Origin of the sequence: Streptomyces sp. NPDC059454 (assembly GCF_042749965.1) — a bacterium.
Taxonomy (GTDB): domain Bacteria; phylum Actinomycetota; class Actinomycetes; order Streptomycetales; family Streptomycetaceae; genus Streptomyces.
Map to the genome: position 1 here is coordinate 178,736 of NZ_JBHYVC010000003.1, position 24,740 is coordinate 203,475.

A 24,740-nucleotide genomic window follows, 5' to 3' on the forward strand; every position below is an offset into this window, starting at 1 on the left:
TCACTCGTCGCTCCACTCGTTCACCGGTCCGAGGATCTCCCGGAACCGGGCGGCCAGGCGCGCGACCGTCCGGCGGTCCGTTCCCTCCGCCGCCAGGAGGTCGGCGAGGCGGCGTACCGCGTCGCGGTACGCCTCCGCGGCGTACCGCCAGTCCGCGAGCACGGAGTCCGCATCGCCCGGCAGGAGCAGCCCGAGGGCCGTCTCCCACACCCGGGCGGCGTCCGTGTGCGCGGTCGTGTTCTCGAAGTCCGTGAAGGCCGAGTGCCAGATCCGGCGCGACACGGTGGCCGCGACGGCGTCGAGGGCGTCCGGCCACGGGCCGGGGCGGGCCAGCAGCAGCCGCACCTGGTCGAGCGGTGCCAGTCCGCTGCCCCTGACGCCTCCGCCGAGCTGCGCCTCGACGTCCATTCCGGGAGTGATCCCGATGCCCGCGTCCCTCAGTTCGGCCAGGGTGACGAGCTCGCCGCCGGTGAATCCCGGCAGGGTGCCGGGCAGGTCGTCCGCGCTCACCTGACCGGCGACCCACTGACGCCGGGTCTCCTCGGACGGCGGCGCCTGGAGCGGGGTGTCGTCGCCGGCCGTGATGACATCGGGGGCGGGTCCGGAGGGCTGGTCCTCGGGCTCGGGCGGGCGGGTCTGCGACCAGTGGGCTCCCGTGTCGTCCTGGGGCGATGTCAGCACGAGGAGGCTCTCGTTCACCGCCGGCCGCCGGTCGAGGATCCGGAGGGGCCGCGTCGGCAGCCACACGGTCCTGGCGGCTCCCGTCCGGGCGGCGATCGCCTCGGCCAGGCCGGCGTCCCCCGTCCCGACGGGGACGACCGTGACGTCCCGGTCCAGCTGTGCCAGGACGGGATCGTGGGAGAGCAGTTCGGCGATCTCCTCGTAGGGCACCGGGCGGGTGGTGCCGTCCGGCCAGGGCATGTCGACCTGCCCCGGGGTGGTGCCGTTCATGTCCAGTACGTATCCGCCGGGATGTGCGCCCTTCGCGGCGCCCGTCCGGTGCCAGGGCGCCAGGGCTCCGCGGCTGTTGCCCAGACCGCCGTCGGAGGAGACCACGTAGCGGTCCACCCACATGCGGCCCGGGGCGGGCTTCCCCGTCCAGCTGCGGCCGGCGCTCGTGCCGTTCACGGAGGTGATGAGGGTGCGGTCGTCCAGCGCGCCGTTGCGTTCGAGGTCGTACGCGGCGAGCGCGGTGGGGTCGTGGGCGTCGCGGCCGAGGGCCGCCGCCGTGGCCGCCGTCCGCAGGAGCTCCGTCCGCAGGACCTCGTCCCGCGGGTCCTCGCCGGCGGGCAGGTGGAGCGCCTTCGCCGTCAGGGCGTCGGGGTCGGGGTGGTTCTCCACGCTCTCCACGGCCTGGACCGTGGCCCACAGCGCGTGCTGCCGGTCGGTCGCGGTGACGGGTGCCGACGTGCGCAGTCCCAGCACCTGGCGGGTCCACTGCTCCGGGTCGTGCCGGCCGATCAGTTCGCGGGCCCGGTCCACGGAGGGCAGGGGGACGAAGCCGGGCAGCGCGGACTCCGGGTCGGTGGACAGGCGCGCCGACGCGGCTTCGAGCATCGTCCGTACGTGGTCGGGGGCCGGCGGCGCGGGCCTGGTGCCGGGAGCGGTCGTCAGGCCGTGGTGTGCGCGGGTGACCCGGTCGAGCAGATCGAGCGTCAGCTCCCCGTACTCCCGCAGGTTCCCGTCCCCGCGGCGCATGACCTCCAGGGCGCCGATGCCGCGCAGCAGCCGGCGGTAGGTGCCGGCCGGGTCGTCCTTGTCCTTCTCCACGTCGACGCCGAACGTCGACCGCAGGGCGCGGACCAGGCGCAGTGCCGTGTCCCGGGCCATGGCGGGGGTGAAGTCCGGGGAGGTCTCCAGGCCTGCCTGCGCGGCCAGGGCGTCGAGTTCGTCGGGGGTCGGTTCGGGGCGCAGCTTCCTCATGTCCACCGGGTCGTTCGCCGGTGTGGTGCCGATGCCGTGGTCGTACAGCTTTCCCTTCGCGTAACGGCTCAAGTGCTCCCGGTCCGGGGCGTAGACGTCGCGCCGGGTCACGTTGGAGACGTCCTGGGCCGCCGACGAGACGGCGAGCGGGTCGGGGACGAACGGGCGGCTCCGCTTCAGGGCGGCGGCGGTGTGTCCCTCCGGTCCGCTCCCCCAGCAGGACAGGAACACGATGGGGGTGTCCCGGTCCAGCCGGGTCACGCTGCGGCGCCGCCGGAGGTAGCCGCCGGTTTCCGTGCCCCGGACCGGAACGTTGTTCTGGAACATGTTCTCGACCATGAGGGTCTGCCCCGGCAGGCCGTGGACCAGGAAGAAGTAGGGCTTGCGGCCCTTCCACGGCACCGGCCGGGGATTCCCGATCGGCTCGCCGGTGACCGGGTCGTAGGCGAACCACTCCGTCGACCGGGTCAGTTGCTGGAGCCACGGCTCGCGCCGGATCAGGTCCGATCCGTTGAGCACCGCGCGGCCGACGGGCCGGCCCTCGTCGGTGAGGGTGACCGACTTGACGTCCGCGTCCCGGAGGGTCTTCCCGTCGATCGTGCGCAGGACGCCTTCCCCGGGTTCCGGCCGTCCCTCGTCCGGCCCCAGGTCACCGGGGTCACTGGCGATCCACTCGCCCAACGGCTCGCCCAACAGCTCGTCCGCCGACTCGCCCATCGACTCGTCGCCGAGGGCCCGGTCGTCGGTCACCTCGATGCGGTGCCGGCCGGTGTCGGGGTGCGGCTTCAGGGCGACCTCGCCACTGTGCGACCACAGCGTCCTGTCGGTCCGGGCCGCGACCCTGCGGGGCAGGTCCAGTCCCATGGCACCGGCGTTCGGCGAGACGAGCACCACCTCGGCGGCGTCCTCACGGCCCGCCAGTTCCCCGTCCTGCGCCAGCAGTTCGGCGAATTCCTCCGGCGACAGTCGCCACCGCTTGCTGCCGTCCGGCAGGACCAGCCGGACCTTGGTGTGGTCGCCGTCCTTCGTCCCGATCACGTACGGGAGGGGAGCGCCGGGGCGGCGTGCCCACGGCGAGGGCCGGGGGTCCCGGTCGTCGCCGTCCACCACGTCGTACGAGGAGGGGTCCACGTCCCGGGCGGGCCGGCCCGTCCAGTTGCGGCCCAGCGGAGTGCCGTCGGGTGCGGTCAGGCGGGTGGCGTCGGACAGCAGACCCTGCCGGCCGAGGTGGTACGCGGTCAGTGCCGCCGTGCCGGTCGCCCGGCCGGCGGCCATCGCCTCGGCCGTCAGCTCGTACAGCCGGCGTACGCGGTGCGACAGGTCGTCGACGTCGAAGCGCACCGGGGCGGGAGCGGAGTCCGTGGACTCGCCGTCCGCGTCACTGTCCGAGCCGCTGTCCGGGTCGTCGTCCGAGTCGGGGTCGTCCCCGGGGTTGTCGTCGAGGTGCAGGAGGTTCCCGGCGAGCCGGTCCGGGCCGGTGAAGTAGTCCGGCCGGCCGAAGTCCTCCGGGCTCAGTTCCGCCAGCCGGGCGACGGCCTCCGACAGGGGGGAACGGTCGACCGTGACGACCGCCTGTCGCCGTGCCGCCCGCCCGGTGGCGCCGTCGACCGGGCCGACGGCGCTGATGTCCCGGCCACCGCTCTCCGTGGTGACCGTGAAGTCCTCGGCCCGGACCGTGCGGCCGCGTACGTCCGCGACGTCGCGCACGGCCTGCTCGTTGAGTTCCAGCCGGCGCCGGATCTCGTCGAGGAGGAGGTCGCGCACGGCGTCCGCCCGCTGCCGGCCGACCGTCCCGGCGTGCTCGACGGCGTCACCGGACAGCGCGAAGCGCGGGCCGTTGCTGTAGCCGGTGACCGTGATCGTGGGGAGCCGGAGACCCGCCCTGAGGTCCCGCAGGCCGGACAGCACGATCTGCTCGGCCAGGTCGGCGATCTGCCGGCGCCGGTCCGGATCGGTGATGTCCCGGTGGCGGTGCTCGAAGGCGACCCGGGACGGGGACGGGAGAGGTGCCGTGGCGGGTCCTTCGTCGTCCGGCGGCGCCACGCTCCCGGCCTCGTCGGCGGGGTCGGGGCCGGTGTCCGGCGGCGCTCCCGGACCCGCCTGCCCCGACGCCCCGTCCGCCGGGGCCAGGGTGACGGTGGAGACCGGCGGCGCGGCGGCGGCGGTGGGTCCCACGGCGTCGGAGGGCGACAGCCGGCCGGCGCGTGCGGTGTGCAGCAGGTGTGCCAGGGAGCCGGCGGTCAGCGACCGGTCCCAGCCCTGCCGTGCGGCGTACCGGCCGACGGTGTGCCGGAGCCCGCCCCAGGTGAGCAGGCCGGGGTCGGCGTTGCCGGCCGCCTGGAACCGCAGCCTCTCGAGGGCGCCGAAGCCCTCGATCAGCTCGTGGAACTCCTCCTCGCGGGCCGGGTCGGAGTCGATGCGCACGCCGTGGGTCTGGCGCAGGGCCCGTACCCAGTACCGGGCGCGGTCGGCGCGGTCCGGCAGCCGGTCGGGCAGTCCGCCCAGGTCGGCGAGCGCGTCGAGGGCGACGGTCCTGGGCTCGGGAAGGAACTTCTCGATATGGCCCACGGGGTTGTCGGGGTCGTCGTCCACGACCAGGCGCGGCGGCAGGCCGCCTTCGGCCTCGCTCGGCGAGATCTGCCGGTCCACGGTGAAGACGGTGCGGCGGGTCTCGTTGGCGACGTACTGGGCGGAGGAGGGGTGGGCGAGCAGGTCCTGGTCGGCGCGCGTCATGGACAGCTCGCAGATCAGCATCCACACCGGCTGCTCGGGAGGCAGCGCCTGCAGGCTCCTGCGCCGCGCCAGCATCCGGCCCAGCTGCCGGGGATGGACCGCCTGGTTGGCGCGGGTGCTGCGGCGGGGCACGGTGGTGCGTCCGCTGTCGCCGTGGCCGACGAAGACGTAGGAGTCGGCCAGGCCGCGCGGCAGGGGCAGCAAGCCGCCCTGCCGCGCGGCGTACACACCGGGCAGCCCTTCCACTTCGTTGGTGTAGTGCTGGATGGCGGACACCACCCGCAGGGCCTCCTCCCGCATCGCCATGTCGTGCGCGTTGAGGAACGCCCGCCCGGTCAGCGTCTGCCCGTCGACCGTGACCAGTGGGTAGGAGTGGACGTCGGCGTCGGGGAAGACGGTGCCGTTCGCGGCCCTGACGGTGGCCGCCGGGTCCTCCGGGACCAGCCCCGGGTCGGCGGGGATCCAGGTCCCCGCCGGATCGCTCCCGGTGGCCGGCGCGGCCAGGACCGGTACCCGGCGGCCGTCCGGAGCCCTTTCGAGTCGCAGGTCGCCGTAGGTGAACCAGACGCGGGTGCCGGTGCGGTCGGCGATCACCCGGGCGAGGGCCTCGTTGCGGCCGTCCTCCTCCCCGATCAGGAGCACCACGGGCTCATTCGGCCGTCGCTCGGGGTCGTGCAGCACCAGTTCGGCGAACTCCTCGTCCGACACCGGTCGTCCGTCCGCCAGCACCGCTCCCTCGGCGTCCCGTTCGGCCACCACCGTGTGGGCGGCGGGTCCCCAGGGCGCGGGGTGGACGCCCCGGGGATCGGCGACCATGTTCGTGTGCAGCTGGACACCGGGACGTCCGGTCCAGTTCCTGCCGTGCGGCGCGCCGTCGTCCCCGGTGAGCACGGACTGCTCCGGGTGACCCTGCCGGGTCAGTCCGTAGGCGGCGATGGCGTCCAGGCTGCCGCTCCGGCCCCGGCGATGGGCACTGCTCACGAGGGTGAGGGCGTCGTAGTGCCGGGCCGCGTCCACCGGTTCGTCCGGCGCCAGGTGCAACAGCATTCGGGTGATGCCGTCGAGGTCCAGACCGGCGCCGAAGCGGGGGTGCCCGGCGCGCACCGCCTCGATCACGCGTAGTGAGTTGAACAGCCCGTTGCGCAGCTCCGGCGGGAGCGGCTGGGAGCCGAAGGTGGCGTCGACGAGTGCCCACAGTTCCTGGAGGCGCTGTTGGACCGCGTCGTCGGTGGGCGGCGGTGCGGCGGCGGACTCCCCTGCCGGCAGCGGAGTGGGGTGCGGCAGCGGGGCGGGCGTGTGCGGCTGCGGCGCGTGCGCGCCGACGGTGCCGTCCCACAGGGCGCGGACGGCCACGGAGGAGTCACCGCCGTCACCCGGGCCGCCCTCGGCGACGTCCCACAGCGCACGGGCGCGGGCCAGCGCCTCGTTCTCGACGTCGGTGGCCTCGACGGGGTTGACGTCCGCGGGACGCGCCCCGCGGGGGCGGGCCGGTTCGCCGCTGCGCGGGTGGCGGGGCTCCGGCCGGGGGCCCTCGCCGTACAGCCGGCGCAGCAGGGGGTACAGGGCGGGCTGGCGGGTGCGCACCCACTCCGGTCCTGCGTTGTTGCGGGGCAGCCCGGTGTAGGGGTCGGTGCCGCCGTTGGCCATGAGGTAGACGTTGCTGAGCTGGGCGAAGAACTCGAGTTCGTCACGGCTGCTGTAGTTGGGGGCGCTGCGGCGGCCGTCGGCGTCGTAGCCGTAGAGGGGGCCGTCGGGCCAGTTGCCCGCCTCGCCGGCCCGGGTGGTGGTGCGGAAGGTGTTGGTGATGCGCTGCCGGTCGACGGGGCCCAGACCGTGCAGGTGGATGGTGTGGGCGAATTCGTGCAGGGTGGTCGAGTAGCCGTCGGGATAGGCGGACTTGCCGGCGCCGACGGTGGTGCGCTCGCCGAGCAGGTTCTCCTCGGTGACGGCCGCGGTGCGCGTGCCGGCACCGCGGACGTCGTCCCAGGGGCGGCCGTCGCCGGTGACGGCGCCCCGCAGGAAGCGGAAGGCGTCCAGGGAGGTCATGGCCTCGCTCCTGGGCACCACCAGGACCCGCGAACCGCCCTTGAGCAGCCGGGCCGCGACGTCGGGGTCCAGCAGCATCCGGGCGATCTGGGCACGGGCCCGGTCACCGGCGGAGACGGGCTGTTCGACCCCGTCGGGCACCTGCGTCATGAGGCGCGCCACGACCGAGGCGAACTCGGCCGGGGTGATCCCGGTCGGGGTGATCCCGGCGCGCAGGGCGTCCACGAGCGCGGGGTCGGAGGCCAGCCGCTCGCGGTGCGCGGGCGGCAGCGACGCCAGAGCCGCGTCGCGGTCGGCGGCGGACAGGCCGGGCAGCCGGGCGGCGAGCGCCCGGACCGGGTCCGCGGTCACCTCCGGACGGACCCGCAGCCCGTCGGCCAGTGCGGTCAGCTCGGCGCGCAGCGCGGGCAGGTCGGAGTCGGTGACGCCGAGGGCGCGCCAGGTCTTCTCGTGGCGGGCGAGGGCTTCGGGGTCCAGGGCGGCGGAGTCGAGCAGTTCACTGAGCCGTACGGCGAGGGTGGGAGCGGCACCGGCGGGCCGCGCGGCACGGTAGGCCTCCTCGCGCGCGAGGGCCGGCGTGACCGTGCGGGGGCCGTCGGCGGGGGTGCGGTGCAGCGCCCACAGCAGGTCGAGGAGGTCGCGGCCGCGCAGCTCCGGGTCGGTTCCGGTGGCCAGGGCGAGGGCGGCGTCGGCCAGGGAGTCCGCGGGGGCCGGCACGGTGAAGCCGTCGGCCGTGACCGTGCCGGAGGCCGGCCGGTCCACCGCCGTGACCGTGATGTCGACGCCGTCCACCGACAGGTCGAGGAACCGGCCGCCGCCCGTGCCGGGCAGGACCCGCACCGACGCTCCGGGTATCTCCCGCTCCAGCGCCGCGCGGATCCCGTCGACGGCGGGCAGGGTGGCCGCGGGCAGCTGGAACTCCACGGCGCCCAGCGGCCGGGGATGGCCGAACTGCACCCGGCCGCGGGCGGCTCCGGCCAGCACCACGGGGTGACCGAGGCCGTGCAGCACGGCGCCGACCCGGCGCGCGACGTCCAGCGTGCCGGTGTCGTCGCCGGACGGCGTGCCCGGCCGGTGCGGGGGGTCCGCGACACCTCGGCCGGCCGGGGCGGCGGCGGGGGCCGACGGCGGAGGCGGGGGTGCGGGCGCCGGGGCGGGCGCGGCGGTCTTCACCTGGTCGGTCCGGACGACGACGCCCAGCCGGGCGCTGAACAGGGCCGCCACGTTGGTCAGCCAGTCGGCGGCCTCCGCCGCGTCCAGCCCCGGGCGGACCGTCTCGCTCATGTAGCGGCCCGACTTGTCGTTCACCACCCAGGAGCGCAGCTTCTCGCTCCAGCGGAACTCGCCGGACACCCGGCTGCGGCCCGGCAGCGTCCGGCCGGCCGTCTCCCCGCCGCCGTCGACGAAGCCGGCGGCGATGCCGGTGTGGCCCAGGCCGTCCAGCGTCCTGCGCAGCGCCTCAGCCGTCAGATCGGGGTCCTTCTCCCGCATCCCCGCCAGCAGCGCGTCGAACTGCTCCGGCGTGACGATCCCGCTCAGGTCCTCCGTACCGAGGATCACCCGCCCGTCATCGGTGACCGTGTACAGCCATACCGCGTCCCGGTTGCCGGTGATCAGCAGGTCGGGATCGACCTCGTCCAGCGGCACCCACAGGGGGTTGAGCCGTACGTCGCCGTCCTGGTCGCGTTCCTCGTCCTTGATCCTCTTCGGGAGGACCGGGTCACCGAACCGGTCGCGGGGTTCGGCGTCGCTGCCGTCGTAGTGGTTGACGCCGTTGTAGTAGACCTCCGTCTGCCGCGTGGCGTTGTCGGGCCCGGCCTCACTGACCCGCCGGACGCCCGACGGGAGCGACCGCAGCACATCGACCCGCAGGTCGAACGCGTGCGCGAGGAGGGGCAGGAAGATCTCCCCCTCCGGTGTCCCCCAGCGGCGTTCCCAGTTGACGACGGCGTCCACGAGCGCGGGCAGCTCCGTGTCGTCCAGCGGCGCGGCGCTCTGCGTGTAGGCGGTACGGAGCAGACGGCCCAGTGCCGTGTCGTCAAGGTCGCGGGGCGTCGGCAGCAGGCCGTGCTGCTCGAGGTACTCGAACATCCGACGCGGACCCAGATCCTCGGCCTCCGCCTCCACGACGGCCCGGACGTCCTGCGGGGGGACGGCCGGATCGGCGGGCTGCGACGCCGTGCGGGCGTCGACGTACCGCCTGAGCAGATCGGCGGGGTCGAGGGCCTCGGGAACGGTGACGCGCCGGACTCCGTGGTGGTCGAGGAGGGAGAGCATCCCGGCCCGGTCCGTTCCCCGGACGCGGGCGGCGAACGCGTCGGCGACCGTCTGCCGGAACTGGCCGACGATCTGCGGATGCAGCCGCCCCGCGCTGCGGGCCACGTGGTCCTCCAGGTAGGACCGCATCGCCCGGAGCACGGTTCGCGACGGTCCGGTCGTGGAGCCGGTCGCGGCCTGACGGCGCAGGTCGTCGCGGACCGAGTCGGGGTCCCCCAGCCAGTCGTACGCGGCGCGGTCGGTGGCGGCGAGGCCGGGCAGACGGCTGCGGATGTGCACGGGGTCGCCGGCCATGAAGGAGTACAGAAGGCACTCCCCCGTGCCGGGCACCGGCACCCGGCGACCCCTCGCCCGACCGCTGTCGCTCTCCGGCGCGGCGTCCTTCTTGCCGTCCCCTTGGGGCGGGTCCGGCTTCAGGTCCGGCTCCGGCTTCGGCTCCGGCTTCAGGTCCGGCTCCGGCTTCGGCTCCGGCTTCGGAACAGGCGGCTTGGGCTCCGGCTCCGGCTTCGGCTCCGGAGCCGGGCTGGTCGGCAGGGCCAGTTGGTAGTGGCGGTCGTCGAGGCTCAGTACCACGTGTGCGCCGGAGTGGGCGGAGGTGCCGACGAGTGCCTGGAGGTTGCCGGCTCCCGCCGGTTCCTCGGGAGTGAAGTCCTGGAAGGCGCCGTCGCTCCCGACCACCGTGACGCGCACGCCGAAGGTGCGTGCGGCGAGCAGCGGGAGCAGGTCGGACGCGGCGTGGTTCCAGCCGACCTCGGACGGGGCGTCGCCCCGGCGGAGGAGTTGGGTGATCGCCAGTTCGGCCCGTACCTCGGGGGTCAGGTCGACGGCGTGCGGGATGAGGCCGCCGAGGGCGTCGAACTCACGGCGGGCGGGTGTGCCCGTGCCGAGGTCCAGGTTCGCCGCGGCGATCTCCTCCGCGCTGAAGGCGTCGAGGTCGTCGGGGACGACAACCGCCAGCAGGTCCTCGTCGGCGTGGTCGGTGAGCCAGGAGGCCATCCTCCGGCGCAGGTCGGACATCGCCCGTGGACCGGCGGGGTCGATGCCCTGCGCGGCCAGCAGCCCCGGGGCGGAGCGTTCGAGTCCCTGGGCGAACGCGCGGAAGAAGGCGTCCCCGTCCCTCGGCACGTCCTGGAGCGTGTACGTCTCGTTCGCGGGTGACGTGAGGACGGTGCCCGGTGCCGCACCGGTCCTGGTGTAGCGGGGCGGGGCCGGGGGCTTGGCCACGGGCTCCTTGGGCGGGGCCTGATACGTCACCGCGGGCGGCTCGGCGAGGCCGTCCAGCTCCTTACGGCCCTCCGCGGTGGCCGCGAGCCGGTGCCAGCGGGTGAGCTGGTCCGCCCCGGCCCGTACCCGGTGGTATTCGGCAGCGGCCTTCTCCGCCGTGTCCCTGAGCGCGTCCAGTTCGGCGCGCCGGGTCTCGAAGGCGTCGCGTGCCGTGTCCCGGCGGGCGGTGGCCTCGTCGAGGGCCCGGCCGGGCGCCCTCGCGGACAGCAGGGCCGCGTCGAGCCGCCCGTCGGCCAGCGCCTTCTCGGTGCGCGCGGTCTCCAGCCGCAGGTCGGCCGCCCTCCGCAGTTTCCCGGCTGCCTCTTCCGCGGCGGCCAGGCGTGCCAGGGCGGCGTCCCGTTCGTCCCGCAGGAGCTCCGCCCAGCCGTCGTGCTCGGGCTGGGTGTACTCGTCGTCGGCCAGAGCGTCGACCTCGGCCTGCGCGGCGGCCACGTTCGCGTCCGCGAGACCGTGGTCCCGGCGGGCGTCGGCCCCGGCCTGCGTCAGGGCCCTGTCCGCGTCCTCGACGCCCGTCCGGGCGAGACCGACCGGGCGTGCCGCAGCGCGGGCAGTCCCGGCGGCCTCGTCGAGGGAGGCCTGCGCGGCGTCGAGGTCCGCGCGCAGCCCGCCGGAGGCCCGCCGCTTCTTCCAGTAGGCCTTGTCCGCGTCGACCCACGCCTTGCTCGCGCTCTCGACCGCGTCCCACGCCTTCGAAACGCTCTCGGGGAAGTTCGCGTCGGTGATGATCCGCAGCTCCCGGGCGACGTCCTCCCGGATCCAGGTGACGACGTACGCCTCGGACCTCATCGCCTGCGGACCCGACCTGGCCTTGGCGAAGGTCCCGCCCCGGACCCGGTTCGCGAGCTTCGAGTCCAGGATGTTGCGGTGCACGTCGCCGACGCCGATCCAGGTGGCCGGTACGGCGAAGAGGAAGGACCGGCCCGTCTTGGGCTTGAGGTTGCGCGAGGTCAGGTGGTCGTCCCCGACCGGCATGCCATCGCCGTCGAGGTCGTTGGGGCCGGGACCGAAGGCTCCGATCTGGTTGAGGCCGGCATTGTGGGGAGAGTCGTACAGGAAGCCGCCGCCGAGGCTGGAGGACTGGCTGTGCTCGACGGACGACGTCGTGCCGGCGTTGTCCCCGTACCGTCTGAGCACCTCCAGCTTCTTGCCGTCGGCGACCGTCAGCAGCCGCGCGCGGCTGAAGTCGGGCGCCGAGCGCAGTGACAGCTGTCCGGTGTCGGTGCCCACGAGGGACTTCTCGGTCAGCCCCGCCACCTGGTAGCCGCCCGGTTCGGTGGTGCGCGGGAAGAACGCCGTGACCGCCGTGGAGCTGGTGCCGTCCTCCAGCGCCTGCGCCGAGCCGGTGCCCAGGCGGGTCAGCCCGGTCTCCCTGGTCCTGCGGAGCAGTTCGGTGAGGGCGGTGGCGCCGGAACCGTCCTCGGCCTCCAGCCTCTGGAGGGGGAAGCCGACGTCGTACGCCTTCGTGAGGAGGAGCTCGCCGGCCGTGCGGATGTTCTCGACACCGATGATCCCGCGGGGGTGCATGCCGTTCTCGGGGAAGGTGAACGGTCGTACGACACCGTCCCCGTCCCGGACCGTCAGCTCCTCCACCGCCCTGGAAAGGGGTATCGGCCGGGGCGGACCGGCCAGGGCGGGGTCGGCCGCCGGGTCGGGCGCGGGCAGCAGCCGGCCGGTCCCCTCGCCCTCCCCCGACCGCACCGGCTCCATCAGGCTGAGCGGCACGTGCTCGCGCAGCTCACCGACGTCGCCCTCCTCGACGATCCGCAACCGGCCCCGGAAGCGGCCGAGGGCCGTGGACTTCGCCTCCGCCGGCTCCGGGCCGGCCGGCGCGCCGGTGTTCGGGGTGGCGTCGGCCTCCAGGGTGATCCGCATCCGGTACGGGGTGACGACCTCCGCGTGCGGTTCGGTGGACGCCGCCCGGTAGATGGTGACGGTGGTGACCGTGTGACTGGACGAGATCGTCTTCCGGTTCGAGCCGCCCTCGGTGTACGTGGGCCCGGCGGCCGGGACCTGCGTGTTGCCGGTGTGCACCAGCTGGCTGGTCAGCAGGCCCAGGTCCGCCCCGGAGGAGGACTCCGAGTTCTCCTGGGCGGTCTCGATGGCCCGCCGGTTCTCCTCCAGCTCCGCGCTGTGGTCGAGTCCCTCGAACACGGGTGTCCCGGGGATCAGCTCGACGCGCGCCCGCACCTGCCGGCTGCCGATCCGGATGCTGTCCCAGCCCCAGCCGCCGGCCTTGACCAGCGTCGACGGACCGGTGGTCGTCATCTCCCCCTTCAGCGCCCGCGTGGCGCGGGCCGTCACCAGCTGCCGGATCCGCTCCCGGCTCTCGTCGTCGAGCCCCAGCTTCCCGATCCGCCTGTCGAACGCGAGCAGCACGTCGGTGGGGTCCAGCGGGCTCACCACGTACGTGCCGAAGGCGGCGCCGCGCATCCAGGGCTGCGGCGCCCAGACCTGATCCGTGTAGCGGGGGACGTCGCCCAGCCCGTCGTCGACCAGCCCCATCCGGTGGGCGCTCTTCTCCGGCAGGTGCCCCAGCAGGCCGCCCCGGCCGGTCAGTGCCGTCCCCGCCGCTCCGGCGAGGAGGCTCGGCACGAAGGTCCTGGCCGCCGCGGCCGTTCCGATCCGGCCCGTGCCCAGCCGGCTGGAGAACAGCGCGAACCAGTGCTGCACATCGCCGGCCACCAGCACCTGGTGGGTGAAACCCTTGCGGTTCATGTCCGCGACGACCGTGCGCACCACGCTGCGGCTCTGCGTGTGGGACGTCGACACGGGGTTGACGACGAGGCCGTACGCGCCCATGAGTCCGTGGCCCGGGTTCTGGGCGACGGAGTAGACCAGCTGGCCGCCGAAGACGAAGCCGGTGCTGTTGCTGACCTTGCCGGCCGCCTGCCGGGTCCCGCCGAGCGTCATCTCGGTGTCCATGGACATCGGCGGGGTGAGGGCCCGCAGGTCCCCGACCGTCGTGGCGTACCGGAAGGTTCCCCACAGCTCGCCGTACGGCCCCTTGCCCAGCAGGCCGCTGCCCACCAGGCCCAGCGGCCCCGAACTCTGGTCGAAGCCCGACGCCAGGGACTGGGGGGTGAAGGAGCGGACGATCGCGTCCCGGGTGGCGGCGCCCTCCCTCGTCAGTTGCCAGGCGTTGCCCGACGCCGCCCCCAGGACCCGGTCCACCTCCGCGAGGAGGACGGGTGACACCACCATGTTCACGATGACGAACGGGTGTTGCCGGAAGTCCCTGAACTGCTCCGTCCCGCGGTCGGCGAGCCGACCGGCCGGCTGGCTCGCACCGGGGTCCGCGGGCAGCACGAGGTCGCCCTTGGCCAGGGCGAGGGCCCGCTCGGTGGACATGTGCGTGGGGGCGGACTCGTCGGACAGGTAGGGGTTGAGCGCCCCGTCCGCGTGCGGGTCCGCGTCAGGGGTGTGCTGGACGGGGACACCGATGAGCACCTGTCCGGTCATCGGGCCGCCGCCCCGCAGGTGGCCCAGCGGCGTCCGGCCGAAGAGCACGTTGACCGGCTCGTCCAGCACCAGCAGACCCGGCAGCCCGAGGCCGAGACCGCGGATCAGGCCTCGGGGCCGCCAGTAGCCGCTCATGGTCGCGGCGAGGGACAGGTCGTAGCGGTACAGGTGGGTGGGCTGGTTGCTCACCGACATCGGCTCGTTGGTGACCGTCGAGCCGAAGCCGGTCTCCGTCTCCCACTGCCAGCCCCCGCGTGCGCCCAGGGTCAGCCCGAGCGTGTTGCGGGGCAGGCCGGCACCGTCCCGGTTGTTGTCACGGCCCGAGAACGTGCCCTCGAAGCCCAGCTCCAGGCCGCGTTTCGCACTCGTCTGGCCGTCGATCCGGTCGACGCCCTGGGCGCTGAAGCGCATGCCCTCGCTGTCGTCCCTGCCTTCGTACCGCCGCCCGGTCAGCGTCCCGTGCACCCGGACGGTGTAGTAGGTCTGTCCGAGGGAGTCGGGGTCCGTGAGCCTGATCGGCAGGCCGACCGTGGTCAGTCCCTCCAGGTTCGCGGTGACGTTCTGCTGGGACAGCACGCCGAGGGCCTGCAGGGTGTTCTGGAGCGCGATCCGGTACTTGACGGGGTCGGTCCAGCGGGGCGGCACGGGCAGGCTCCGGGCCGCCTGGAGCACCTGGTCGGGCTCGCGCCCCAGCAGGTCGCCCAGGCGGGCGCGCCAGCCCTTCGGCGGGTTCGGCGGCAGCAGCTGGTCGAGGGGCACCACCAGGCCTTGACGCAGGTGGGAGATGGCGTCGACCACGCCGTCGGCGAACGCGTCCAGCAGGGTGCGGCCGATGCCGTCCGCCGCGTCCGGGGTGACCCGGGTGCGCCGGCCGTCGTCGAAGGCGAACTCCTTCACCCGGTGCATGCCCAGGGTGCGCGGCCGGTCCACGGTCAGGTAGGCCGGCACGAACGGCGGGGCGACGCCGTTGCGCAGGGCGAGTGTGGTCCCGTCGTCCCATCCGGCCAGCCGCCGCGCCTCGGAGCTGGTCATCCGGTCCAGGCTCCAGGTGAGGAAGCGCGTCGGCGGCGCGTTGTCGCCGGCCCGCCGCACCCGCACCGACTTCACCACCAGGTAGAGCGCCGTTTTGGGGCCCTTCACCTGTCCGGCCGACTTGAGGGTGCCGGCCGCGCCGAGCCCGACCGACCAGGTCTTCGCGAACGAGGCCTGGAGGGTCGGTCCGAGCTGGAGCCGCAGGTCGAAGGGGGCCGTGCCGGGGTCGTGGAAGTTGAAGGCGGGTCCGGCCACGGCCTGCAGCAGCAGGCTCCTGCCGTGGGCCCGGCTCCGCTCACTGCGGACCGTCGAGGTGTTGATGTCCCGCATCTCGGCCTGGTCGGTCTCGCCGACGAGCACCGCCGCCCGCGGGATCAGTTCCTCCACCACGAAGGCGCCCAGCGGTGACTTCTTCCTGTCGTCGGCGAACAGCTGCGGGGTGGTGACGCGGCCGCGCGCCATCGTGCCGCCGTGCCGCTGGAAGCTGTCGCCGGAGAAGAAGCTGTCCAGCTCGATGTAGGCCGAGCTGCCGGGCAGGGCCCCGATCCGGGCGGCCGCCCAGTCACGGATCGCGGCGACCGGGCCGAACCCCTCGATCCGGACGAAGCGGTACTGGGAGTCGCGGTCCAGGGTCATCGACCGGGGGATGCGGCCCGGCTCCGGTATCTTCGTCACGCTGTCGGGCAGGCGCACGCGCACGCCGCCCCGGATGCCGAAGGCGAACCGGGCGGGCGCGGCCGGTTCGGTGTCGGTGCCGGTTCCCGTGATGTCCCGTCCGGCGGCGTCGGTGACGCTCATCTCGTAGTGGATGTCGTCCAGGTACGCCCGCGACTTGTCCAGCGTGCGGGTCTCCATCTGGTTCATGCGCTGGTCGGTCAGGGTGTAACCGACCTTGTCGATGAAGCCGAACCGCACGGCGAGCCGGCCGAAGCCGCCGAACGCCGCCGTGCCCGCCGGGCCGATCGGCCCGCCGAGACCGTACTGGGAGTTGGCCTGCATGTTCTTGGTCAGCCCGAAGGCCGCGGCCGCCCGGTGCATGCTGTCGATCTTCGTCGAGTCGCCGACGCCGTCGTCGAACGGGGCCCAGTTGCCGTAGTGACGCGCCCTGACCCACAGGACGCGCTTCTTTCCGTCCGCGTTGACGTACGGAAAGGGGCGCCCCTTTCCGTCCGCCAGCGTCTTCGGCTTGTCCCGGAGCGTCTGCCGGACGTCGTCCAGCAGCTGTGCGCCGTCCGCGGGCCGGGCCTCCGGCCGGCTCCCCAGTTCGCGGTCGATGGCGTCCAGGGCCTGTTCGTAGCCCCGCAGGACGACCGTGCTCTGGCCGAACGTGCTCGGATTGGCGAGGAGTTGTTCGAGCTCGGCGGCGGTCAGGCCGGACGGCAGCAGCGACTGGAGGTCGTCGACGTACGCGGGCATCCGCCTGCCGTCCTCGAACCGGGCCGGGGTGCGGCGCCTCGGCGGGGGCGTCATGGCGGGGTCGAGGCGCGGGGCGTTCGGGGACGGCGGGTCCGGCTCCGGGGGCTGGGGCGGGCTGGAAGGGGCCACGGCTGCGCCCCCGGCCGTGACCGTGGTGGGTGACAGGCGGGTGTCCGCCGGCGAGGCGGAGGCCTGCCGGACGGCCGACCAGTCGTCGGCCCGCTGACGCCGGCCGTCCGCCATGGGCAGCAGGGAGAGGACGTACGGCTTCGACGGGTCGTCCGGGGCGAGCAGCCCCACGGGCCCCGGTGAGGTCCACACCCCGCGGCCGGTCCCGGCGCCGACGAGGGCCCGCCGGTCGGCGGCCTGCGGGTCCGCCGGGGTCGTGGAGGCGAGGACGATGTCGGCCGGGCGCGGGAAGTCGTTCAGCGCCGGGTCCACCGCGAGCAGTTCGGCGATCTCCTCGTAGGGGACCTTGGCTCGGAATCCACCGGGCAGCTCCATGGTGAGGTGGTCCGGCCCTGCCTCGCCCCGCACCAGGAACGGGGCGGGCTTGGTGGTGTCGGTGGTCCACGGCATCTTCGCCCGGCGCAGCGGACGGTGGCCGCCGTCCGGTGTCGCCGCCATGACGTGGGCGGTGCCGACGTCCACCGCCGCACCCGGTGGACCCTGCGCCCAGCTCCGGCCGGCCGGGACCCCCGAGTCGTCGAGCAGCAGGGTGTCCGGCGCGAGGGCGCCCAGGGACTCCAGGTGGAACGCGCCCAGCACGACCGGGTCGTCCACGTCGACGCCGACGGCCGCCGCGCGCGCCACCAGGTCCAGGAGGTCGGGCAGCCGGGACGCGTCGGGCCGGCCCAGGTGCAGCACCCTGCCGGTGAGGGCGACCGGGTCGGGGGTCCGGCTCTCCCACTCCAGGGCCTTCACGGTCGCCCAGAACAACCGGGCCCGCTCGGGTGCCCCGATGACCGCCCGGTCCGGGTCCAGCCCCAGGAACCGGGCGGCCTCGTCGTTCACCTCCTCGTCCGTGAGACCGTCCAGTCCTTCGGCCACGGTGGTCACGTGCGGCAGGGTCACGAAGCCGGTGAGCACGGCGCCGGGGTCCCGGCGCACGGCGTCGGCGGCCCTGGCCAGCAGGTCCCGGTAGGCGTCGGGCCCCAACGCGCCGTCCGGGTCGCCGTGCTCCGTCGCCCGGATCTCGCGGGCCGCGCGCTCGAACAGGTCCAGGCCGAACGGCACGGTGTCGCGCAGCACCGGGTCGGCGTGGCGCATGGTCTCCAGCGCGCCGATGCCCGCGAGGAGTTCGCCGTAGCGGCTGTCGTCCTCGATCGCCGCCCCGAACGTCAGCCGCAGCGCGCGCACCAGCCGCAGCGTCCGCTCGCGGACCTCCTCCGGAGCCGGCCCCACCGGGTCGGTGTGCAGGCCCGCCGCGCGGGCGCGGTCGTCGAGCGCGGCGTCGGCGGGTTCCGGCCGGTGCTCCACCCACTTCCCGCGCCGCCCCCGCGAATCCGTGATGATGTAGTGGGCGACCCGGCCGTCCTTCTCGAACTTGAAGCCGACCTCCTGGGTGGCGCCGTAGACGGTGTGGCCGGTCTCGTTGGCCACGTGCTGGCTCTGGCCGACGTCGGCCAGCGGGTCCGGGACGAACGTGTCCGTGACCAGCTTGCGCCCGCGGGTGACGCCCGGCGGTGTCGCGGCAAAGCACTCCTGCATGACGATGGCGTGGTCCTTGGGGAGCCGCGCCACGCTCGGGCGGCGCCTGAGCATGCCGCCCACCGCCCGGTCCCGTTTCCGGTGGCGGGGGTTGGACCGGGTCGGCAGCGCCGTCTCGCCGGGCGAGCCGTGGCCGGCGAAGACGTACACCGGCTTGCCGGCGAACGGGACCGGCTCGTCGTCCTTGACCCAGGTCCCGTCCTGCCGGTTGACGTGGTAGAGCTCGGTCGCCGTCGCCGAGTGCCGGATCCCCGGCAGCAGCCGTGCGCGCTCGCCGTCCTCGAAGACGGCCCTGCCGATCGGCCCCTTGTCGGTGACGATGGTGTGGGACCGCAGGTCCTGTTCCCAGAAGGGGGCGCGGGCGGACTCCGCGGGGTCGGGCAGCAGACCGGGAGAGCTGCGGATCCAGTCGGTGCGGTCACTGCCCCGGCCGCTCCGCAGCGGCACGACGTACGGGTGGGAGGCGCTGCCGTCCGGGCCTTCGGCGACGTCCACGACCCCGTTGGCCGCCCAGACGTCCCTGCCGATCCGGTCCGCCGCCCGCCGCGGCAGCTCCAGGCCGCCCCCGCCGGCGTCGGAGACGAGCAGCAGCACCGGCACGTCCGCCGGGAGTCCGCTCAGCTCGGCGTCCAGAGCGAGGAGTTCGGCGAACACGTCGAGGGGCACCTCGCGCGGGGCGCCGTCGTGGCCACGGACGACGACCTGGTCACGGTCGCCGTCCGCCCGCACGACGTAGGGGTCCGGACCGCCGGGCCGGTGCCAGGGCGCGGGCCCCACCTCGTCGCGTGACAGGCTGCCGTCGGCCCGGGGCCCGGTCCTTCCGGTACGGGTGAGGTCCAGGTCGTCGAGCCCGTCCTTGCCCCGGGTCCAGTCGCGGCCGCGGGGGCGCCCGTCGAGGCCGGTGGTCATGGCGTGGGTGGGCGACAACACGCCCTGGCGCTGGAGGTGGAGCGCGGCGAGGGCGGCGAGACCGCCCGCCGCCTGTGCCTCCTGTGCCGTGGCCAGCCCCAGCAGTCGGCTGCGCTGCGCGTTGCTCACCGGGTCGGCGGGGTCCAGGAGCAGTACCCGGCGGGCCACGGCGTCCAGGTCGAGCGGGCCGGAGTCCAGCAGGGGGTCGGTCCGGCGGAGCCGGTCGAGGCGCGCGAGCCCGTCGCGGATGTCCGGGTACAGGGGGCTCGACAGGACGTCGGGGCCGTAGACGTCCGCCAGTAGTCCCCGGTGCCGGAGCTCCTCCGGGGTCGGCTCCTCCCCCCGGTCCCCGTCCGTGTCGTCGTCCTGGTGGTCCGCCAACGGGGTGTCGAGGCCGTCCAGTACGCCGTCCAGACTCGGCAACGGGGTGTCGAGGCCCCCGACCGGTCCGGGATCGAGAAGGCCGGCGAGGGCGGCGGGCGGCTCGGACGGGGTCTCGGTCTCCCGGCGGTCCGCGAAGGTGACGTCGTCCACTCCGGTGTCGCCGGCGCCGGGCGCGGTGAGGTCGCCGGGCCGCACGGCCGCCCAGTCGGCCGCCGCGGGACGCCCCGGCGCGCTGGGCAGCAGGGAGGGGACGTACGGCCGTGACGGCCCGGTCGGGGCCAGGCTCACACTGCCCTGCGAGGCCCATACGGCACGGCCGGTCCCGGCGCTGACGACGGCCCGCGGATCGGTGTCCGGGGTACCGCCGCCGACCTGTGCGGTGGATGGCGTCGGGGCCGCCTTCGGGACGGCCAGGACGATGTCCGTGGTGTCCTGCGGCCGGGTGTTGAGCACCGGGTCGCGGGCCAGCAGCTCGGCGACCTCGTCGTAGGGGACCCGGGCGCGGAAGCCGCCGGGCAGGGTCATGAGGAGGTGGTCCCGGCCGCCGCCCGCCCACACCAGGTAGGCCGGTGATCCGCCGGGGGCGCTCCACGGCGGGCGTTCCTGGCCCACGGCCTGGTAGCCGCCGCCCTGTTTCGGGGCGGCGACGACGACCCGGTCGGTGGCCGTGGTCGTGTTCGGCGGGGACGGGGCCCAACGCCGCCCGGTCGGGACGCCGCCCAGGTCGAGCAGCTGGGTCTGGGGCGCGAGGGCGCCCAGGGTCTCCAGATGGAAGGCGCCCAGTTCGGTCGGGTTGTCCACGTCGACGCCGACGGCCGCCGCCCGGGCCACCAGGCCGAGCAGTTCGGGCCGCCGGGCCGGGTCGGGCCGGTCCAGGTGCAGGACCCGGCCGGTGAGGGCGTCCGGGTCGGGTGTCCGGCTCTCCCACTCCAGGGCCTTGACCGTCGCCCAGAACAGCCGGGCCCGCTCGGGCTCCCCGACGGCCGCGGGACCGCCGTCGAGCCGCAGGACGCGGGCGGCCTCGGCGTCCAGGTCCTGGTCCGTCAGACCGCCCAGCCGCTGTGCGGCGGCGGTGACGTGGGGCAGGGCGACGAAGTCGGAGAGAACGGCGTCCGGTCGCCTGCGCACGGCGTCGGCGGCCCGGTCGAGCAGTTCCCGGTAGGCGTCGGTCCCCCGGTCGTCCGGCCGGTTCGCGTGGGCGGCGCGTTCGAGCAGGTCCATGGTGAACGGGCCGAGGCCGCGCAGGGCCGGGTCGGCCGCCCGCAGGGTCTCCAGCGCGCCGATCCCGGCGAGGAGGTCGCCGTACCGGCTGTCGTCCTCGATCGCCGCGCCGAAGGCCAGCCGCAGCGCGCGGACCAGCCGCAGGGTCCGTTCGCGGGTGGCGTCCGTGACCGGCCGCTCGGGGTCCGTGTGCAGGCCCGCCGCACGGGCGCGGTCGTCGAGCAGCTCGCCGGTGGGTTCCGGCCGGTGCTCCACCCACGTCCCGCGCCGCCCTCGCGAGTCCGTGTAGAGGCGGTGGACGAACGTCCCGTCCGGCAGCGTCGCGAAGCTGACCATGTGGGTGCCGCCGTACGCCGTGCGGCCGGTCTCGTTGGCGACGTGCTGGCTCTCGCTGACGACCGCCAGCGGGTCGGGGACGAAGGTGTCGTCGATGCCCCTGCGGGTGCGGACGATCCCCGGCGGCTTGGCGCTCGAGCACGCCTCCATCAGGACGGCGTGGTCCTCGGGGAGCTGCGCCAGGCTCGGACGCCGCCGGAGCATCCCGCCGGTCTCCCGCCCGTGGGTGTGGTGCCTCGGGTCCGTCGTGGTCGGCACCCGGGTCGCGCCCGGCCGGGCGTGGCCGCTGAAGACGTACACCGGCTTGCCGGCGAACGGGACCGGCTCGTCGTCCTTGACCGCGTCCTTGGTGACCGGGTTGTAGTGCCACAGCTCCGACGACTCCGTCGCGAGCTTCAGCGCCGCGATCCGGCGCGGGGCCTCGGAAGCCTCGAACACGCCTCTGCCGATGGTCACGCCCCCGTCGCCGACGACGCTGTGCGACAGCACCTCGCGCTCCCACTCCGGGGCGTTCTCGCGCTCCGCCGGGTCGAGCACCTGGCCGGGGGTGCTGCGGATCCAGTCGGCGCGCGGCAGCCCCTCCCCGTGCAGCAGGGAGACGACGTACGGCTGTGCCGGGTCCCGCTGCGGGGACACCTTCACGGTGCCGTTGGCCGACCAGACCTCCCTGCCGACCCGGTCCGCCGCCTCGCGCGGCAGGTCCAGGCCGCGGGCACCGGCGTCGGGGACGAGCAGCACCACGGGGGTGTCCGGGGGCAGCGCGGCCAGCCGGGGGTCGCGGGCCAGCAGTTCGGCGAACACGTCGATCGGCACCTGGCGCGGGGCACCGTCGTGACCGCGCACGACGATCCGCCGGTGGTCGCCCTCCGCCATCACGACGTACGGCTTCGGCTCACCGGGCCGGTGCCAGGGCGCGGGCTGCACGTCGCCGCGCCCCAGGGTGCCGTCGGGCTGCCGGACCACCTTCCCCACCTCGGTGAGGTCGAGGTCGGGGATCGTGGCGTTCGTCCAGTTGCGGCCCCACACGCCGCCGTCGTCGGCGGTCAGCGCCTGGGTGGAGGACAGGACGCCGCGGAGTTCCAGGTGGAAGGCGGCCAGGGCGGCCAGGCTGCCCGCCGACTCCATCTCCGGGTCCATCGCCACCCGGAACAGTTCGCTGCGCTGCGCGTCGGTCACCGGGTGCGCGGTGTCCAGGAGCAGCACCTGGCGGGTCAGGGCGTCCAGGTCGAGCGGGCCGTCGCGGAGCGCGGGAACGGCCTGCCGGAGCTGGTCGAGGTGCGCGAGGGTGTCGCGGAGGGCGGGGTGGAGGGGGTTCGTCCCGATCGCGGGACCGAAGACGTCCGTCAGCAGCCGGTCGTACAGCGCCTCGGTGGCCGGGTCCGGCTCGTACTCGGGCTCGGACGTGTCCTGGTCGTCCTCCCAGTCCATGATCATGTCGACCGAGTCCGGGGAGCCCGGCCCGGAGGATTCCCCGGTGGGGATCTCGGCCGGTGCCCGGGAGCCGAGCGGCGTCTCGTCGACGGTGACGGGCTGGGCGGGCGGCACCTCGCGGGAGACGACCGGGGTGGGGTCCACCGTGGAGCCGGTGGTGACCGGCGGTTCCTCGGACTCGGTCCGCACGGGCCGGTAGGGCTGCGGGTCGTCGGACGTGGCCCGGATCTCGGCCTTCGGTACCGCGGAGGACGAGCGGGACTGCTCGGACTCCTCGGGTGCGGGGGTACGGGTGTCGTCCGGGGCGACGGTGTCCGGGTCCGACGACCCGGCGGTGACCGCCGGGTCGCCGGACGGTGTGGTCTGGGGCCGTGGCTGCGGGGTGGCGTTCGGCGAGGCGTGGCCGCCCGGGGACGTGCCGCTCGACGGGGCGGGTGCGGTGGGGGGCGCGAGGGGCGCCTGCGGGTTCTGCTGTTGCTGTTCCCGCTCCTCAGGAGCGAACCGGGGCGTGCCGTCGTCCGTCGACCGCTGTCGTTCGGTCTCGTCCGGTGCGGAGTTGTTGCCGCCCGTCTGGGTCGAGGGCAGTCCGGAAGCGGCGGAGCCGGCGGTGTCCTGCTTGTTCACCGGCAGGGTCTCGTCCGTGCCGGCGGACCAGTCGGTCCCCGGACTCCTGGTCACCGACGGGTTGAGGGTGGAGAAGACGGTGTCGGTGTCGGTGTCGGTGTCGGTGTCGTCCACCAGGGAGTCCTGGTAGGGGTCGTCGTACGCGTTCGACGGAGAGGTGGAGGACGACGGCTTGCCCGCGCCCGTCGCCCCCGGGAGTCCGTAGTCGTTGACGTTGTTGTCGACGCCGTGAACCGTGCCGTGATCCGGGAGGGACGAGACCGACGAGACGGACGAGGCATCACTGGTGTCGCTGAAGACCGACGGGGCATCACTGGTGTCGCTGAAGACCGACGGGGCATCACTGGTGTCGCTGAAGACCGACGGGGCATCACTGGTGTCGCTGAAGTCGCTGAAGACCGACGCGGTGTCGTCGATGCCGCCGGTGTGGGAGACCGAGTCGTCGCTGTCCGACCGGTACGGCGCTGTGGAGGAGGAGGTCGGGACGCTGTAGGGGTCGCTGTAGGGGGCGGCGTACGTGTGATCGTGGATGTCCTGGTACGGACTTCCGCCGTCGTACGTGTCGTCGTACCGGTTCCCGTACTCGTACCGGTTGCCGCTCGCGTTCCTGTCGTCATATCGATTGCCGCCGCCCGGCAGGTCGTTGACGTCGTCGGAGCCGAAGCCGGTGTTCTGGAAGTAATTCTTGTAGACGAACTTTCCGCCGAACTCCGCCCCGGTGGACGCCGCTTCGAAGACGAGGCCGCTGAGGCCGGCGCTCAGGAACGTGCCGGGGTTGAGCGTGAACGTGCCCAGGAAGATGAGGCCGGTGAACGCCTCCGCGAAGGTTTCCGCCTGCCCCTCGTTGATGAAGCTGAACGGGAGCTCGGAGGTTTCCTTCCAGAAGTTGTTGTTCTTGAAGTACTTGTTGATGAACCTTCCGCCGACCTCGCCGAAGATGCCCCCGAAGAGCCCCGCGAACGCGCCGGCGACCGCCGACTGGCCGATGTCCTTCCAGTCGAAGCTGTGGCGCCTGCGCTCCGGGTCGTCCGGCGCGGTCATGGAGATCAGCTGCGAGGCGAAGGAGACGAACGCCTCCTGGATCGCCTCCAGCAGCACCGACAACGGTGTGGGGACGGCGCGTCCCAGCCGCTGGAGGATCAGCAGGATGGTGAGCGCGGTGCGCGCCTTCTGGATGGCGATCTCGGTGAGCGACGTACCGCCGGTGAAGACCGCCAGCGCGGCGATCAGGGCCAGCTCGATGTTCATCAGGATGAACTCGATGAGGATCTGGTACTTCGCCTCGGACAGCTTGATCGAACGGTCGATCTGCCGGGACCCGAGCTCCCGGAGTTCGTCGGAGAACTTCTGCAGGTGGTTCTGGCCGTTGTCGTCGACGAAGAGCTTCATCGCGGCGACGAACTCGTCGGCGATCCGCGGCGGGAGCGAGCTCCCGGCGGTGGAGATCGCTCCCTTCATCGCGTCGGACAGGTCCCTGACGTCGTCGGCCAGCCGCTTGTAGGGGTTACGGCTGTCGAAGCCCAGGTCCTCGTTGCCGGTGGCGACGTTCGCGCCCACCCAGACCTCGATGAACTCCCGCAGGCCGGGCGGGAACATGATGGCCATTCAGCGCCTGTTCCCGCTCTCCGAGCCGTGCGCCTCGATGTCCTCCACCGCCTGGGTCTGCGGCCGCTGCACGTGGTCGGCCTCCGCGGCGACCGCGTCGACCAGTGCCATGAACCCACTGGTGATGGCCAGGACCGTGTCCGTCACCTGCTGCTGTTCGCGCCGGACCTGCTCGCCGACCGCGTTGGCGAACTCGTCGTCGCCGCCCTCCTCGCCCCACCAGCCCGCGTACTGGGCGTTGCCGGTCTCGAACCGGGGCAGCATCTCGTCGCCGTAGCGCACGGCGTCGGCGAGGTGCCTGGAACCCTGCAGAATCGCCTGGATGTCGGCGGAGTAGTTGCCGGCCATGG

The 24,740-nt window shown here is 74.1% G+C and carries 2 protein-coding genes; both read right to left on the reverse strand.

Translation table 11 applies throughout. The features are described 5' to 3' along the window. A complete protein-coding gene (locus ACFXAE_RS03410; protein WP_384707272.1) occupies positions 1-24,390 on the reverse strand; it encodes a lonely Cys domain-containing protein in 24,390 nt (8,129 codons plus the stop codon). Beyond that, a complete protein-coding gene (locus ACFXAE_RS03415; RefSeq protein WP_384707275.1) occupies positions 24,391-24,738 on the reverse strand; it encodes a hypothetical protein in 348 nt (115 codons plus the stop codon). It lies immediately after the preceding gene. Positions 24,739-24,740: the final 2 nt, after the last annotated feature.